The sequence below is a fragment of the Streptacidiphilus melanogenes genome, from assembly GCF_000787835.1.
Classification (GTDB): domain Bacteria; phylum Actinomycetota; class Actinomycetes; order Streptomycetales; family Streptomycetaceae; genus Streptacidiphilus; species Streptacidiphilus melanogenes.
Window position 1 is genome coordinate 1 of record NZ_BBPP01000005.1, and the last position, 14,428, is coordinate 14,428.

Genomic DNA, 14,428 nt, shown 5'->3' on the forward strand with positions numbered 1-14,428 from the left:
CGGCCACGGCCGGCCCGACGGGCAGCCCCAGCACCGGCGTGCCCGCCCGCCGTCCCGGTCCGGCGGCGGCGCCGCCGTCGGGTCGCACCCGCCGTGCCCGGCTGCGCGTGGTCCGTACGGACCCGTGGACGGTGATGAAGGTCAGCTTCCTGCTGTCCATCGCGCTCGGCGTGGTCACCGTCGTGGGCGTCTCGCTGCTGTGGATGGTGCTGGACGCGGCCGGCGTCTTCAGCTCGGTCGGCGGCACCCTGAAGCAGGCCACCACGGGCACGGACGCCACCTCCGGCTTCGACCTGCAGTCGTACCTGTCCTTCGGCAACGTCTTCCTGTTCACCCTGCTGATCGCGGTGGTGGACGTGGTGCTGATGACGGCGCTGTGCACGCTCGCCTCGTTCATCTACAACACGGCCGCGGGCATGACCGGCGGCGTCGAGGTGACCCTCGCCGAGGAGGACTGAGCTGACCTGGGGCGCAGCCCCGGGGAAGCGATTTGGGCATTGAGCTGCAGGTGCGCTAATCTTCTAACGCAACGCAGCGCGGGCCTATAGCTCAGACGGTTAGAGCGCTTCCCTGATAAGGAAGAGGCCACAGGTTCAAGTCCTGTTAGGCCCACCAGCGTCAGAACCCCGACTCGGTCACCGAGTCGGGGTTCGCTCGTTGTACCGCTCAGAGTGTCCGCTGATGGGGTGTAGCATCGCGGCAAGGACGTCATCGAGGAAGTCGAGGTCTCGCGGTGAAGAAGCTTCTGCTGGTTGTTCTCGTCGCTCTGGGCGGGTATTTCGTCTACCGCCAGGTGCAGGCGGACCGTGCCGAGCAGGACCTGTGGACCGAGGCCACGGACCCGATTCCGGCCGGTTCCCGCTGAGCTGACAAATGGTCTTTCCTGCCGCGCCGAGCGGGTACGCTTGTGCGCGGCAGTTCGCGGGGCCTTAGCTCAGTTGGTAGAGCGCCGTCTTTGCATGGCGGATGTCAGGGGTTCGACTCCCCTAGGCTCCACATTCCCGCGTACACGAGGGGCTCCGATCGTCGGACGATCGGAGCCCCTCGTCGTCGTGTCACGGTCGCCCGGTCACGGCTTCTTCTTGCGCTCGTTCCCGGCGGTCTCCTCGGCCTCCTTCGCCTCGACCTCCGGGTCGAGCGGCAGGGAGCCGTTGACGGCGCCGCTGGCGCTGGATCCGCCGGTGCCGGGCGCGGTGTCGCGCAGCGGGATGGAGGTGGTGGGCGGCTCGACCAACCAGTCGGGGTTGCTCTGCTTGCGGTACCACTTCCAGGCGGCCAGTCCGCCGGTGGCGAGCGCGCCCAGCGCGAGCAGGCCGAGGCCGCGGCGGGCCCAGCGGCCCCTGCGGGCGGCGCGCTCGTGGGCCTTGGCCAGCGCCTCGACCTCGGCGAGCGAAACCTGCCCGCGCAGCACCGGGATGGCGGCCAGGGAGCGGTCGTGGACCTGCTGCGCGGCCTGTTCGGCGGCGGGCAGGACGCGCTCCTGGGCGATGCTGCGGGCCTGGTCGGCGGCGACCGCGGCGGCCTCACGGGCCTGCCGGGCGGCGATCTTCGCCTGCTGCGCGGCCTGGCGCGCGGCCTTGACGACCGCCTCGTCCACGACCGGCGGCACGCTGCCGCGGCCCTTCTCCCACAACGGCACCACCTGGCTCTGCACGCGGCTCTGCGCCGCCTGCCTTGCTTGTTCCACTGCGGATCCGAGGGCGGGGGCGACCTTCTGCCACGCCTCCCCGCCGTACTGGGCCGCGGTGTCCTTGGCGCTCAGCGCATAGGGCGTGAGCTGCTCGCGGGTGCGACTGGCTGCCTCGCGAGCTGTGTCGATCCGGCTCACCGGAAACCTCCTCCTCGGGCGTCCTCTTCGTCACGTATCACCCAATGAAAGATCATGCCGCCTGATTCGTCCCCCGGCGCGCTGAAAAGCGGCACTTCTTCTCATCTGCATCCTGCTCCTTTGTGAGGCGATGCACAGGGCGTGCGAGGATTCATTCGTCAGGATCGTTCGGGATCCGGACCCGATCGGCCGGGGTCACCCCGGCAGGAAGGCGCATCGTGGCCCAGCAGCTGTTCGCCACCCTTCACACCAGCCACGGGGACATCGAGCTCAAGCTCTTCCAGTTCCACGCCCCCAGGACGGTGGCGAACTTCGTGGAGCTGGCGGAGGGCGGCCGCGAGTGGACCCACCCGGGCACCGGCGAGGTCACCTCGGACCGGCTGTACGACGGCACCGTCTTCCACCGCGTCATCCCCGGCTTCATGATCCAGGGCGGCGACCCGCTCGGCACCGGCGTCGGCGGCCCCGGCTACCAGTTCAAGGACGAGATCCACCCCGAGCTGGTCTTCGACCGTCCCTACCTGCTGGCCATGGCGAACGCCGGCCCGGGCACCAACGGCTCGCAGTTCTTCATCACGGTGGACACGACGCCGTTCCTGAACCGCAAGCACACCATCTTCGGCGAGGTCGCCGACGAGGCCTCGAAGAAGGTCGTCGACGCCATCGCGACCGTGCCCACCGCGGGGGAGCGGCCGGAGCAGCCGGTGGTGCTCGAATCCGTGACCGTCACCCGCCGCTGACGGCCGGGGTCCCTGGGGAGCGCTCGTCATGCCGGACTGCTACCGCCACCCGGGCCGGGAGACGGGTGTGCGCTGCTCGCGCTGCGAGCGGCCGGTCTGTCCCGAGTGCCGGGTCGAGGCCGCCGTCGGATTCCAGTGCCTCGAGTGCGTGCACGGGGGCCGGACGGAGCCGGTGCGGCGGGCCCGCACCGACTACGGCGGCCCGGCGCGCGCCGACGGGGCGCTGGTGACGCGGTGCCTGATCGGGGCCAACCTCGTGGTGTGGCTGCTGGCCTTCGTCGGCGGCGACGACTTCTTCTACCGGCTGGTCATGCAGGGCGACGCGGTGGTCACCGGGGACCAGTGGTACCGGATGGTCAGCTCGGTCTTCCTGCACGAGCCGAGCAGCTTCGGGATCCTGCACATCGCCATGAACATGTGGTCGCTGTGGATCCTTGGCCCCTATGTGGAGTCGGCGCTCGGGCGGATGCGCTACCTGGTGCTGTACCTGCTGTCGGGGATCGGCGGCTCCGCGCTGCTGATGCTGACCAGTCCGGGGCTGGTGGTGGCCGGCGCGTCCGGGGCGATCTTCGGGCTGTTCGGCGCCGTGGTGGTCATCCACCGGCACCGGGGCTTCTCGCTGGGGCCGATCATGGCCGTGCTGGTGGTGAACCTGGTCGCCACCTTCTCGCTCGGCTTCATCGCCTGGCAGGCGCACATCGGGGGACTGGTCGTCGGCACGCTGCTGGCGGTGGGCTTCGTGCACGCCCCGGCGACGCCGGCCCAGCGCCGGGACCTGGTGCAGACCGTCGCGGTGGTGCTGGTGGCGGCGCTGGTGGCCGGAGTCAGCCTGTATGCGGCCACCCACATCTCCGCCTGAGGTGTGAGGTTATCCACAAGATGTGCAAAGCGGCTCGCACAACCGTGCGAGCCGCTGCGATGTGACCTTCGCTACGCGCGTTCACCTGCGAATTCCATGAGGTGCGCCAGCAGGTCGGGGGACTGTCCCGATCGAGTTATCCACAGATAGTCAGGGTTTTTCCCCACTGTGGATAAGTGTGTGGACAAGCCTTCCCGGCTACTTCCACTGCGTGGAGACGCCGAAGCCGCCCGCGATGAAGGCGAAGCCGATCAGGATGTTCCAGTTGCCGATGGCGCTGACCGGCCACTGTGCGTTCGTCACGTAGTAGACGACGATCCAGACCAGACCGATCAGGAACAGGCCCAGCATCAGCGGCGCGATGAAGCCGCGGCCCGACTTGAGCTTGACCGCCGTCGCGGCCGTGGTCGGCGGGGTGTAATCCGACTTCTTGCGGATGCGTGACTTCGGCACTGGTAAGGCTCCCGGGGACGTGGGCCGATCGCAGGGGCGCGCGGGCAGGGGTGCGGCAGCGTACCCCGGCGTCCGTTAGCGTAGTGGCTCCGGGAGTCGGAAGGAGATAAGGGTACGTGTCAGATTCGGAAGAAGTTCCGCCTGGATCGGACAATCCTCCGATCGAGGGAACTTCGCGTCCGCATCGCCACGGGCGATATGTCGGGCGTGCCCTGACCTGCGTGATCTTCGCGCTGGCCGGCTTCCTCTTCTACACCAGCGCCCACACCGCCAACGGCACCGACCTGCGCAACGACAACACCCTGCTGCGGCTCTCCGACGTGATACAGCAGCGCAGCCACGACAACGCCACCGCCGACGCGCAGGTCGCCGCGCTGCGTGCGCAGATCGACGCGCTCGCGCAGACGCACCCCGGCAACCCGGCCGACCAGGCCAGGCTGGCCGCGCTCGAAAAGGCCGCCGGACTCGATCCGGTCACCGGCCAGGGCCTGACCGTCACCCTCGACGACGCGCCGCCGAACGCCACCGCACGCATCCCCGGCGTCCCCCAGCCGCAGCCGGACGACCTGGTCATCCACCAGCAGGACCTGCAGGCCGTCGTCAACGCGCTGTGGCGCGGCGGCGCCCGCGGCATCCAGATCCAGGACCAGCGGCTGATCTCCACCAGCGCGGTGCGCTGTGTCGGCAACCAGCTGATCCTCCAGGGCCGCGTGTACTCGCCGCCCTACGTGATCCGGGCGGTCGGCACGCCCAAGGCGCTGGAGACGGCGCTGAACGGCGACACCTACATCCAGACCTATCTGCAGTACGTCACCGCGTACGGGCTCGGCTGGAAAGTCGCGCCGTCGCGGGCGATGACTCTTCCGGGCTACTCGGGCACAGTGGACCTCCAGTTCGCCAAGGCGAAGTAGCGACCTCGGGTCGCGGGGGAGGACAGCGGTGGGTCGGTTGGTCGCCCGGACGCTGGTGGAGCTGTGCATCACCGTCGGCGCGCTGATCGTGCTGCTCACCTGCTACCTGCTGTTCTGGACCGACCTCGCCGCCGACCAGGCCATGGCGGGGGAGCTGAGCCGGCTCCAGCAGCAGTGGGACCAGCCGCGGACGACCGTCGCGCCCGCGCCGTCCGCGTCCGCGCCGATCGGGCCCGCGCCGGGGCCGTCCGCCACGCCGTCCGCGCTCGCGTACCCGCCGGATCAGGCCTTCGCCGTCCTCTACATCCCGCGCTTCGGCCGGGACTGGAAGAAGCCGATCATCGAGGGCACCGGCGTCACCGACCTGCAGAAGGGCATCGGCCACTACACCGGCACCGCGGAGCCGGGCCAGGTGGGCAACTTCGCCCTCGCCGGGCACCGGCGCACCTGGGGGAACCCCTTCAACGACTTCCCGCTGCTCCGTCCGGGGGACCGGATCTACGTCGACGACGGCCACTTCTGGTATGTCTACCGACTCGACCGCACCCCGCTGCGGACGCTGCCGACCGACATCGGCGTGCTCGACCCGGTGCCACCGGAGTCCGGCTACACCCGGCCGGGCTCCTACCTGACCCTGACCACCTGCGATCCGGCCTGGGGACACAGCCACCGGCTGATCGAGTGGGGCCGTCTGGTGTCCACTACACCGGTCTCGGCGGGCCCGCCACGGGGACTGTCGGGATAGGCAGGATCAACCGTCACGCACAGGGGTGCCCGATACCCTGGTGCCGACAGGAGGAGACAGGCTCGATGTACGGCTTTCTGTGGCGCAAGCTGCCCGGCGGCACGCCGCTGCGCGCCCTGCAGTGCCTGCTCCTCTTCCTGCTCGCCGTCTTCGTGCTGTTCCAGTTCGTCTTCCCGAGGCTGGAGCCGCTGCTCCCCTTCGGCGACGTGACCGTGAACGGCAACGGCACGGGCTCCGGCACGGGCGCCACGGCCCCGCCGTCGCCCGGTCCCTCCGCCTCCACGCTCAACGGTGCGCACCGCCTGCCGGTCGCCGAGCTCTCCCAGAACCATGGAGTCGTCGTCTGATGTCCGCCCGTCCCGCCCGCATCCTGGTCGTCGACAACTACGACAGCTTCGTCTTCAACCTGGTCCAGTACCTGTACCAGTTGGGCGCGGAGTGCGAGGTGCGGCGCAACGACGAGGTGGACCTCGCCGCGGTGACCGCGGACACCTATGCCGGGGTGCTGCTCTCCCCCGGCCCCGGCGCGCCCGAGGAGGCGGGGGTCTGCATCGAGATGGTGCACCACTGCGCGGGGATCGGGTTGCCGGTCTTCGGCGTCTGCCTCGGCCTGCAGTCGATCGCCGTCGCCTACGGCGCGGTCGTCGGCCGCGCGCCCGAGCTGCTGCACGGCAAGACCTCGCCGGTCAGCCACGAGGACGGGGGCGTCTTCGCCGGCCTGCACTCGCCGCTGACCGCGACCCGCTACCACTCGCTCGCCGTCGACCGCGACACCGTCCCCGACGAGCTGCACGTCACCGCGTGGACGGACACGGGCGTCATCATGGGCCTGCGGCACAAGGAGCTGCCCGTCGAGGGCGTCCAGTTCCACCCCGAGTCGGTGCTGACCGAGGGCGGCCACCGGATGCTCGCCAACTGGCTTGCCGCCTGCGGCGATCCGGAGGCCGTGGCGCGCTCCGCCGGACTGGCCCCGGTGATCGGCCGGGTGGCGGTCGCGTGACCGCGTTGCGCCCCGAGCCCGGTGCGCAACCGGAGCCCGAGCCGGAACCTGACTGGGGGTCGTTCTTCGAGGAGGAGTCCGACGAGACGCTGCGGCTGCGCGTGCTCCCTGCTCCACCGTCCTCCGTGGCTCCCGCGGCGGCGGTGACGCCCGTGACGGGCGGACGGGCCGCGCGACGGCGGGGTTCCGCCGCGGCTCCCCCGCCCGCGGCCTCCGAGTCGGCCGGCGGCGGTCGTGCGGCGCGACGGCGCGCGGCGAAGGCCCGTCAGGAAGGCCCCGGCATCATCGCGGTGCGGGTCTTCGGCGAGCTGCTGATCACGCTCGGCGCGGTGATGATCCTCTTCGTCGCCTACCAGCTGTGGTGGACCAACGTCCGCGCAGACGCCTACGCCCAGGGCCAGGCGTCGACGCTGGAGCACCAGTGGGGCGGCGGCGCGACGGCCAGGAGCCACCCGCCGTACCCGAACTCCATCGCGTTCGGCACGAAGTTCGCCATCATCTACATCCCCAAGCTGGACGTGAAGACCCCGGTCGCCGAGGGCACGGACAAGACGTCCATCCTCGACAACGGCCTCGTCGGCCACTACACCGGCGCCCAGGAGACGGCCTTTCCGTGGGACGCCTCGGGCAACTTCGCCCTGGCCGGGCACCGCAACACGCATGGCGAGCCCTTCCGCTACATCCCGCGCCTGGTCCCCGGCGACAAGATCGTCGTGGAGACCGCCTACGACTGGTACACCTACGTGGTCACCAGCTCGCTGCCGCAGACCTCCCCGAACGACGTCTCCGTCATCGCCCCGGTCCCCCCGCAGAGCGGGTTCAAGGGCCCGGGCCGGTACATCACCCTGACGACCTGTACGCCCGAGTTCACCTCCACCTACCGCATGGCCGTCTGGGGCCGCCTCGTCGAGGACCTCCCCAAGAGCGCGGGTCGCACCCCGGCCGCCCTGTCGACGGGCTGACTAGTCATCTGATTCCTCCGCATGCCGTGACCACCCGTGAGGCGGCTCGTTGAGCCGAACGGATGAGATTCCGGGGCGACGTGGTGCGACGTGATACGACCGGGACCGGTGTGCGGGCAGCACAGATGAGTCGACGACACGTACAGGGGAGCCCCGAGGAATTCATCGGCCTTTTTCGGCATGCCATGCCCTGGTGCCTCTTCCATCTCTCGCATTCCCGATGAGTGGAAGGACCACGGAACGATGAGTACCCACGATCAGGCAGTCCTGCTGGAATCGCGGACCGCGCGCGACGGCGTGAGCGGTCGCGTCGAGGCGCTGACGAAGGTCAAGGCGCTCCAACTGCTTCCCGACGACATGCACGTGACCACGGCCATGGTGGCGGAGTACTTCGAGGTCGACGCCGAGGCGATCAAGAAGGTCACCCAGCGGAACCGCGAAGAGCTGGAATCGAACGGGATGACCGTGCTCCGGGGAGAAGCCCTGGTCGGCTTCGATAGGGACATCTTGTCCCTTTCGAACAGGAGTTATCCACAGGCCCTCCGAGCGCACCTCACCCTGTTCAGCCGCCGGGCGGTCCTGAACGTCGCCATGCTGCTGCGCGACAGCGACGTCGCGCGGCGGGTGCGGGTGTACCTGCTCGACTCCGAGGGCTCGGTGCGGACCGACCCCGGGGTGCTGGACCGGTATGTCACCGAGCTCGCGGCGACCACCGCGGCGAGGGTGGCGTGCGAGATCGTCGACGCTCGCGTCGACGCACGGCTGAAGCCCCACACCGAGGTGATCGGGGCGTTGAGCGTGAAGGTCAGCGCCATGGAGGGCAAGCTCGACGACGTCCAGGACACCCTGGCCGGGGTCCGGGAGGAGCTCTCCGAGCTGCGTGTGGAGCGCGGGCTCAGGTTGCGTCGACGACGGCGGGAGTGAGGAGGGGGCGGGCGCCGAGTTTCCACACCGTCGTCTGCTTGGTCTCCGCGTCCTCCAACTCCCGTTGGACGGGCACCGCGTAGGTCGCGAGCGCGTCGAACTCGGTGCGCGGCAAGTAGGTCCGCCCCGGGTCGCCGACGAGAGCGGTCGCCCCGCGTTCCTGCGCCCTGCGCAGGAACGCGAGGACGCGGGCGGCCATGGTGCGCTCGTAGAAGGCGTCCCCCACGAGGACGACGTCCGCGTCCGGCGCGGGGTCGGCGTCCAGGACGTCCCCCAGGACGGGCCCGAGGGTGACGCCGTTGGCGTCGGCGTTGAGGGCGGCCGCGTCGAGTGCGAGGGGATCGATCTCACTGATGGTCACGGTCGCGGCCCCCGCCTTCACCGCCGCGACGGCGACCAGCCCTGACCCGGAGGCGAGATCGAGGACCCGCCTGCCGGCGACGGTCTCGGGGTGGTCCAGCACGTAGCGTGCGAGCGCGAGGCCGCCCGCCCAGGCCTGAGCCCAGAAGGGAGGCGGAGCGTCGTTCCTGCCGGACGTGCTCTCCGTCTCCTCCCACAACTCGAAGACCCGGTCGGCGAGGTGCAGGCGCACCTCCGTGAGGAACCCCGGACTGGCGGGTGCGAGCCGGGTGTGCGCGCGGACGAAGCCCGCGGCGTCGGGGAGAGGGGTGACGGGAATCACCGCGTCAGTCTGCCACGGAAGGCCTGCCACGGAAGGCCTGCCATGGAAGACCCGCGGTGGAAGGCCTGCCATGGCAGACGCCAGGGGCGCGAGGCCGTACCGGAGAGGTACAGCCCCGCGCCCCTGAAGTTCGCGCAGCGGAGGAGATCAGCCGCCGCCGGGCCAGCCGCCGTTGCCGTTCCCGCCGTTCCCGTTGCCGCCGCCGTTGCCCCCGATGATGCCGGGGTTGCCGCCGGTCTGGCCCCCGGTCGGGCTCTGGGTGCCGGTGCCGCCCTGGTCGGTCGCGGTGGCGTCCGGGTTGACCACCAGCAGGATCGCGGTGCCGGCAGGCACCTGCTGCCCCGCGGCGGGCTGGCCGTTGTACGTCACCTGAGTGACGGAGTTCGCCCCGTACTGCGGGTCGGCCTGCTGGAGGATCTGCTTGGCGCAGTTCAGCTGCTGGGTCTTCAGCTCGGCGCAGGCTTGGTCGTAGGACTGGCCGACCAGGTCGCTCGGGACCGTCGCCAGGGCCTGACCGGAGGAGACCACGATGTCGATCGTGGCGCCCTTGGGCTGGTCGCCGGTCGGCGAGTAGCTGATGACCTGGCCGTTGGGCACGGACGACGACGACTTCTGCGTCGTCTGACCGAGCTGGAAGCCCTTCGCGTTCAGCGCCTGTGTGGCCTGGTCGACGGTCAGGCCGACGAGGCTCGGGACGCCGCTGGTCAGCGGACCGCTGCTCAGCTGGACCGTGATGGTGCCGCCCTGCTGGATCGTCGTGCCCGCGTCCGGCGTCTGCCGGCAGACGTTGCCCTTCGTGGCGACGTTCGCGTCGCACTGGACGGGCGTGCCCTTCACCAGCTTGACCTTGCCGCCGAAGCTGTTCTCGACCATCTGCGTCGCACTGGCGAAGGACTGGTTGGTCAGCGACGGCACCTGCATGCTCTGCGTGGGTGTGCCGCCGAACATCGACTTGGTGACGAAGAACGCGCCGAGCAGGACCAGCACCGCGGCGACGATGAGGACGATCACCGAGGTGTTCTTGCTCCTGCCGCCGCCGCTGGCCGCGCGGCGGCGCTCGCCGCGGCCGCCGTAGCCGTCGTCATAGCCGTCGTCGTAGCCGCCCGGCTCGTAGCCGTCGCCGCCCGCGTCGTAGCCCTGACCGTTGCCGGGCAGGATGCTGGTCTGGCCGCCGCCCTGGACGGGCGGCATGGCCATGGTGCGGCCGTCGGCCTGCTGGCCGTAGCCGTTCATGCCCAGGGCCATGGTGGGGGCGGCCGCCGCGGCGACCGGGAGGCCGTCGAGGGCGCGCTCGATGTCGGCGCGCATCTCGTCCGCGGACTGGTAGCGGTAGTCGCGGTCCTTGGCCAGCGCCTTCATCACGATGGCGTCGTACTCCGGCCGGATCTCCGGGTCGTAGTACGAGGGCGGCTGGGCCTCCTCGCGCACGTGCTGGTAGGCCACCGCCACGGGCGAGTCGCCGACGAAGGGCGGGCGCACCGTGAGGAGCTCGTAGAGCAGGCAGCCGGTGGAGTAGAGGTCGGAGCGGGCGTCGACCTGCTCGCCCTTGGCCTGCTCGGGCGAGAGGTACTGGGCGGTGCCGATGACGGCGGCGGTCTGGGTCATGGTCATCCCGGCGTCGCCCATGGCGCGGGCGATGCCGAAGTCCATCACCTTGACCTGGCCCGTGCGCGTCAGCATGACGTTGGCGGGCTTGATGTCGCGGTGGACGATCCCGTTGCGGTGCGAGTACTCGAGTGCCTGGAGGATGCCGATGCACATCTCCATGGCGCGCTCGGGCAGCAGCCGGCGGCCGGAGTGCAGCAGTTCGCGCAGCGTGGAGCCGTCGACGTACTCCATCACGATGTACGGGATGGAGATGCCGTCGATGTAGTCCTCGCCCGTGTCGTAGACCGCCACGATCGAGGGGTGGTTCAGCGATGCCGCAGACTGCGCCTCGCGCCGGAACCGGGCCTGGAAAGACGGGTCGCGGGCCATGTCGGTCCGCAGCGTCTTGACGGCGACGGCGCGTCCGAGCCGGATGTCATGACCGATGTAGACCTCGGCCATGCCGCCGCGTCCGAGAACGCCGCCCAGCTCGTACCGGCCGCCTAGGCGACGCGGTTCTTCCATGGTTCGAGCCCTCTCCACTCTCCGGTCTGCCCAGCCGCACCCGCGTGGATTGTGGCGCGGGCGGACAGACCGCTGCTGCGGATACGCTACCGGGCTCGCAAGTCAAAGCGGATTCGCCGGACGACCTGATACAAGACTGGAATACGTCTGCGCTGGACGAACACACCGAACGTGCTTTCCGTCACCCACCGTTCGGCCCATGCTCACGGGCGTGACGGAGGTCACCTCGGCGGGTCACTTGCCGAGGTAGGCCTGCATCATGTTCTTGGCGATCGGGGCGGCCAGGTGCATGCCGGAGATGTCGCCGCGGGAGGTGTCGCTGTCCTCGACCACCACGGCCACCGCGATCTGCTTGCCGCCCGACTTGGCCCAGGAGACGAACCAGGCGTACGGGTTCTGGTCGTTGTTCACGCCGTGCTGCGCGGTACCCGTCTTGCCGCCGACCTCGACGCCCGGGATCTGGGCGGTGGTGCCGGTGCCGTTCTTGACCACGTTGACCATCATCGTCTGCAGCTTGGCGGCGACGTCGGGGGTGGTGGCCTGGGACAGCTGGGTCGGGCTGGTCTGCGAGATGACCGAGTTGCTGGCCGAGCGCTCCTCGGCGACCAGGTACGGCTTCATCAGCGTGCCGTTGTTGCAGATCGCGGCGGCGACCATGGCCATCTGCAGCGGGGTGGCGCGGGTGTCGAACTGGCCGATGGAGGACTGCGCGGTCTGCGCGAGGTTCATGTTGGCGTCGAAGTTGCTGGCGGTGACGCCGACCGGGATGGTCATCGAGGAGTTGTTGAAGCCGAACTTCTGCGCCTCCTGCAGCATCCGCTGCGGGCCGACCTCGACGCCGAGCTTGCCGAAGACGGTGTTGCAGGACAGGGCCAGCGCCGTGTTCATGGTCGCGTTCTTGCAGCCCGTGTCGCCCGTCTCGTTGGGCAGGGGCACGTTGTTCGTGCCGGGCAGGATGTACGGGTCCGGGGAGTCGGTCGGCGCGTCGATGTCGGTGACCTTGCCGGTCTCCAGCGCCGCCGCGGCGGTGATCAGCTTGAAGGTCGAGCCGGGCGGGTAGGTCGCGCGCAGCGCCCGGTTGAGCATCGGCTGGCTCGGGTCGCTCGTCAGCTTCTTCCAGTTCGTGGCGAAGTCACTGGTGACACCGGCGATGCTGGTCGGGTCGTAGGAGGGGAAGCTGACCAGGCCGAGGATGGCGCCGGTGGACGGGTCGATGGCGACGGCCGCGCCCTTCTTGCCCTGCAGCCCGTCCCAGCCGGCCTGCTGGACCTTCGGGTCGATCGTGGTGACGACGTCGCCGCCCTGCTTCTGCTTGCCCGTCAGGGTGTCGAGGGCGTTGCGGAAGAAGAGCCGGGGGTCGTTCCCCGACAGGATCGGGTCCTCGACGTTCTCCAGCAGGTTGGAGCCGAAGGCCTGTGAGGAGTAGCCGGTGATCGGCGCGTACATGGGGCCGTTCACGTAGGCCCGGCGGTACTTGTAGAAGTTGCCGTTGACCAGCAGGTCCTTGGTGACCGAATTGCCGCCGACGATGATGTCGCCGCGCGGGTAGCTGTAGGCCTCGATGACGGTGCGCTTGTTGTGCACGTTGGCGTTGAGCGCACTCGCGTCCAGGCCCTGGACCCAGTTGGCGCGGATCATCAGCGCCAGGACCAGGAGCATGCAGAACACGGAGACCCTGCGGATCGGCTTGTTCACGTGGCGCTCACTCCGGCGGCGTTCGGGATCCTGACCATCGGCACCCTACATCGGCGCCCTATGCCCCAATGACGGCTACGGCTGTGTTCCCGGTTGCAGCGGCTCCCCCGGGGCCGGCCGCCGGGCCAGATCGCTGATCTTGAGCAGCACCGCCACCAGCGCCCAGTTGGTGATCACCGAGGACCCGCCCTGGGCCACGAACGGCAGGGTCATGCCGGTCAGCGGGATGGCGCCGGTGACGCCTCCGGCCACGATGAAGACCTGCAGCGCGAACGCGGCGGAGAGCCCAACCGCCAGCAGCTTGCCGAAGGGGTCGCGGGCGGCGAGCGCGGTGCGCAGCCCGCGCTCCGCCAGCAGGCCGTACAGCACCAGGACCGCTATCACCCCGGTGACGCCGGTCTCCTCGCCGATGGTCCCGAGGATGAAGTCGCTCTTCGCCGCGAAGCCGATCAGCCACGAGTGCCCCTGCCCGAGCCCCGTCCCGAGCGCGCCGCCGGACCCCAGCGCGAACAGCGCCTGCCCGATCTGCCCGACGCCCGCTCCCGGGGCGGCCGCGAGCGGGTGCAGCCACTCGTCGATCCGCCCCCGCACGTGGCCCTCGGTGTGGGCGACGGCCCAGAAGCCGAGCCCGGCCATCAGCACGCCGAACAGGACCCAGCTGGTGCGCTCGGTGGCGACGTAGAGCATCACCACGAAGATGCCGAAGAAGAGCACGGAGGTGCCGAGGTCGGTCTCGAAGACCAGGATCAGCAGGCTGAGCGTCCACACCACGACGATCGGCCCGAGGTCGCGTCCGCGCGGCAGGTACAGCCCGAGGAGGCGGCGGCTGGCCAGCGCCAGGGCGTCCCGCTTGACCATCAGGAAGCCGGAGAAGAAGACCGGGAGCAGGATCTTCACGAACTCGCCGGGCTGGATGGAGAAGCCGTCGAGGTGGATCCAGATCCGCGCCCCGAAGTCACCGGCCCGGACCGGGAAGAACGCCGGCACCGCGAGCAGCACGAGGGCGGCGAAGCCGGACAGGTAGGTGTAGCGCTGGAGCCTTCGGTAGTCCTTCAGCCGGGCCATCACGACGATGAACAGGGCGATGCCCAGCCCCGACCAGAGCAGTTGGTTCTGCGCGGCGGGGTAGTTCGGGTGCAGCTCGCGGGCCTTGTCGAGGCGCCAGATGAAGACCAGTCCGAGGCCGTTCAGCAGCGCCGCGATGGGAAGCATCAGCGGGTCGGCGTGCGGGGCGAAGCGTCGTACGGACAGGTGCGCGAGCAGGACGAAGGATCCGAGCCCGAGGCCGTACCCGAGCATGCCGGCCGGGAGCCGGCCGTCCATGGCGAGTCCGGTCTCGGCGTACGCGAGCACCGGCACGAGGGCGGCGAAGACCAGCAGGGAGAGTTCCGTGTTCCGACGGACCGGCGCGGGCCCCTGGGGGGCGCACGCGACTGCACGGCTCTCCACGGTGGTCACGTCAGCTGTCCGCTCCCACGCGTGGTCGCGCCACCGGGGGTGGCGCTGGTGAACCCGCC

At 70.0% G+C, this 14,428-nt stretch carries 16 protein-coding genes and 2 tRNA genes; 12 read left to right on the forward strand and 6 right to left on the reverse strand.

Features of this window, described 5'->3' with window-relative positions:
• From TR49_RS07425 to TR49_RS07435, 4 genes are all read left to right on the forward strand, one after another.
• On the forward strand, positions 1-458 hold a 458-nt coding region (locus TR49_RS07425; RefSeq protein WP_063770042.1), incomplete at its 5' end, for a DUF3566 domain-containing protein.
• Between the two features lie 80 nt (positions 459-538).
• Positions 539-615 (forward strand) — tRNA-Ile (locus TR49_RS07430).
• A 118-nt stretch (positions 616-733) separates the two neighbouring features.
• Entirely contained in the window at positions 734-865 is a 132-nt protein-coding gene (locus tag TR49_RS45325; protein ID WP_218161989.1) for a DLW-39 family protein, read from the forward strand.
• A 58-nt stretch (positions 866-923) separates the two neighbouring features.
• A tRNA-Ala gene (locus TR49_RS07435) sits at positions 924-996 on the forward strand.
• 73 nt (positions 997-1,069) lie between these two features.
• Here the strand turns inward: TR49_RS07435 and TR49_RS07440 are convergent.
• Positions 1,070-1,828: a DUF5324 family protein gene (locus TR49_RS07440; RefSeq protein ID WP_042378578.1), complete on the reverse strand. Its 759-nt coding sequence runs from the start codon at positions 1,826-1,828 to the stop codon at positions 1,070-1,072.
• A 218-nt stretch (positions 1,829-2,046) separates the two neighbouring features.
• Here TR49_RS07440 and TR49_RS07445 point away from each other — a divergent pair, with 218 nt between their 5' ends.
• Together TR49_RS07445 and TR49_RS07450 are read left to right on the forward strand one after the other, a co-directional pair.
• A complete protein-coding gene (locus TR49_RS07445; RefSeq protein WP_042378581.1) occupies positions 2,047-2,568 on the forward strand; it encodes a peptidylprolyl isomerase in 522 nt (173 codons plus the stop codon).
• A 28-nt stretch (positions 2,569-2,596) separates the two neighbouring features.
• Positions 2,597-3,427 (forward strand): rhomboid family intramembrane serine protease, encoded by an 831-nt coding sequence (locus TR49_RS07450; RefSeq protein ID WP_042378583.1) that lies wholly within the window; start codon positions 2,597-2,599, stop codon positions 3,425-3,427.
• 198 nt (positions 3,428-3,625) lie between these two features.
• Here the strand turns inward: TR49_RS07450 and crgA are convergent, their stop codons facing one another.
• Entirely contained in the window at positions 3,626-3,880 is a 255-nt protein-coding gene (crgA, locus tag TR49_RS07455; RefSeq protein ID WP_042378584.1) for a cell division protein CrgA, read from the reverse strand.
• Between the two features lie 161 nt (positions 3,881-4,041).
• Between crgA and TR49_RS07460 the strand changes: the two genes are divergently transcribed.
• The 6 genes from TR49_RS07460 (at position 4,042) to TR49_RS07485 (ending at position 8,422) form a co-directional block, all read left to right on the forward strand.
• Positions 4,042-4,791 (forward strand): DUF881 domain-containing protein, encoded by a 750-nt coding sequence (locus TR49_RS07460; protein WP_042379017.1) that lies wholly within the window; start codon positions 4,042-4,044, stop codon positions 4,789-4,791.
• A 28-nt stretch (positions 4,792-4,819) separates the two neighbouring features.
• Entirely contained in the window at positions 4,820-5,536 is a 717-nt protein-coding gene (locus tag TR49_RS07465) for a class E sortase (protein WP_042378586.1), read from the forward strand.
• A 65-nt stretch (positions 5,537-5,601) separates the two neighbouring features.
• Entirely contained in the window at positions 5,602-5,883 is a 282-nt protein-coding gene (locus tag TR49_RS46625) for a hypothetical protein (protein ID WP_052434085.1), read from the forward strand.
• Positions 5,883-6,536 carry an aminodeoxychorismate/anthranilate synthase component II gene (locus TR49_RS07475; protein WP_042378587.1) on the forward strand — a complete coding sequence of 218 codons (654 nt, stop codon included), beginning with the start codon at positions 5,883-5,885 and terminating at the stop codon, positions 6,534-6,536. Before TR49_RS46625 ends, TR49_RS07475 begins: the two co-directional genes overlap by 1 nt.
• Positions 6,533-7,498, forward strand: a complete 966-nt coding sequence (locus TR49_RS07480; protein ID WP_052434086.1) for a class E sortase — start codon at positions 6,533-6,535, stop codon at positions 7,496-7,498. Before TR49_RS07475 ends, TR49_RS07480 begins: the two co-directional genes overlap by 4 nt.
• Positions 7,499-7,741: 243 nt before the next feature.
• Positions 7,742-8,422: a hypothetical protein gene (locus TR49_RS07485; RefSeq protein ID WP_042378588.1), complete on the forward strand. Its 681-nt coding sequence runs from the start codon at positions 7,742-7,744 to the stop codon at positions 8,420-8,422.
• Here the strand turns inward: TR49_RS07485 and TR49_RS07490 are convergent.
• The 4 genes from TR49_RS07490 to TR49_RS07505 all read right to left on the reverse strand — a co-directional run bounded on the left by TR49_RS07490 (position 8,394) and on the right by TR49_RS07505 (position 14,369).
• The gene (locus TR49_RS07490) at positions 8,394-9,104 is read right to left on the reverse strand and encodes a class I SAM-dependent methyltransferase (protein ID WP_236653261.1); all 711 of its coding nucleotides are present in this window, start codon (positions 9,102-9,104) and stop codon (positions 8,394-8,396) included. The two genes, TR49_RS07485 and TR49_RS07490, sit on opposite strands and share 29 nt — an antisense overlap.
• Before the next feature lie 147 nt (positions 9,105-9,251).
• The gene (gene pknB, locus TR49_RS07495; RefSeq protein WP_042378591.1) at positions 9,252-11,216 is read right to left on the reverse strand and encodes a Stk1 family PASTA domain-containing Ser/Thr kinase; all 1,965 of its coding nucleotides are present in this window, start codon (positions 11,214-11,216) and stop codon (positions 9,252-9,254) included.
• 234 nt (positions 11,217-11,450) lie between these two features.
• On the reverse strand, positions 11,451-12,911 hold the full coding sequence (locus tag TR49_RS07500; protein WP_042378594.1) for a peptidoglycan D,D-transpeptidase FtsI family protein: 1,461 nt from the start codon (positions 12,909-12,911) through the stop codon (positions 11,451-11,453).
• Positions 12,912-12,986: 75 nt separating this feature from the next.
• Positions 12,987-14,369, reverse strand: a complete 1,383-nt coding sequence (locus TR49_RS07505; RefSeq protein WP_042378596.1) for an FtsW/RodA/SpoVE family cell cycle protein — start codon at positions 14,367-14,369, stop codon at positions 12,987-12,989.
• Between the last annotated feature and the right edge of the window lie 59 nt (positions 14,370-14,428).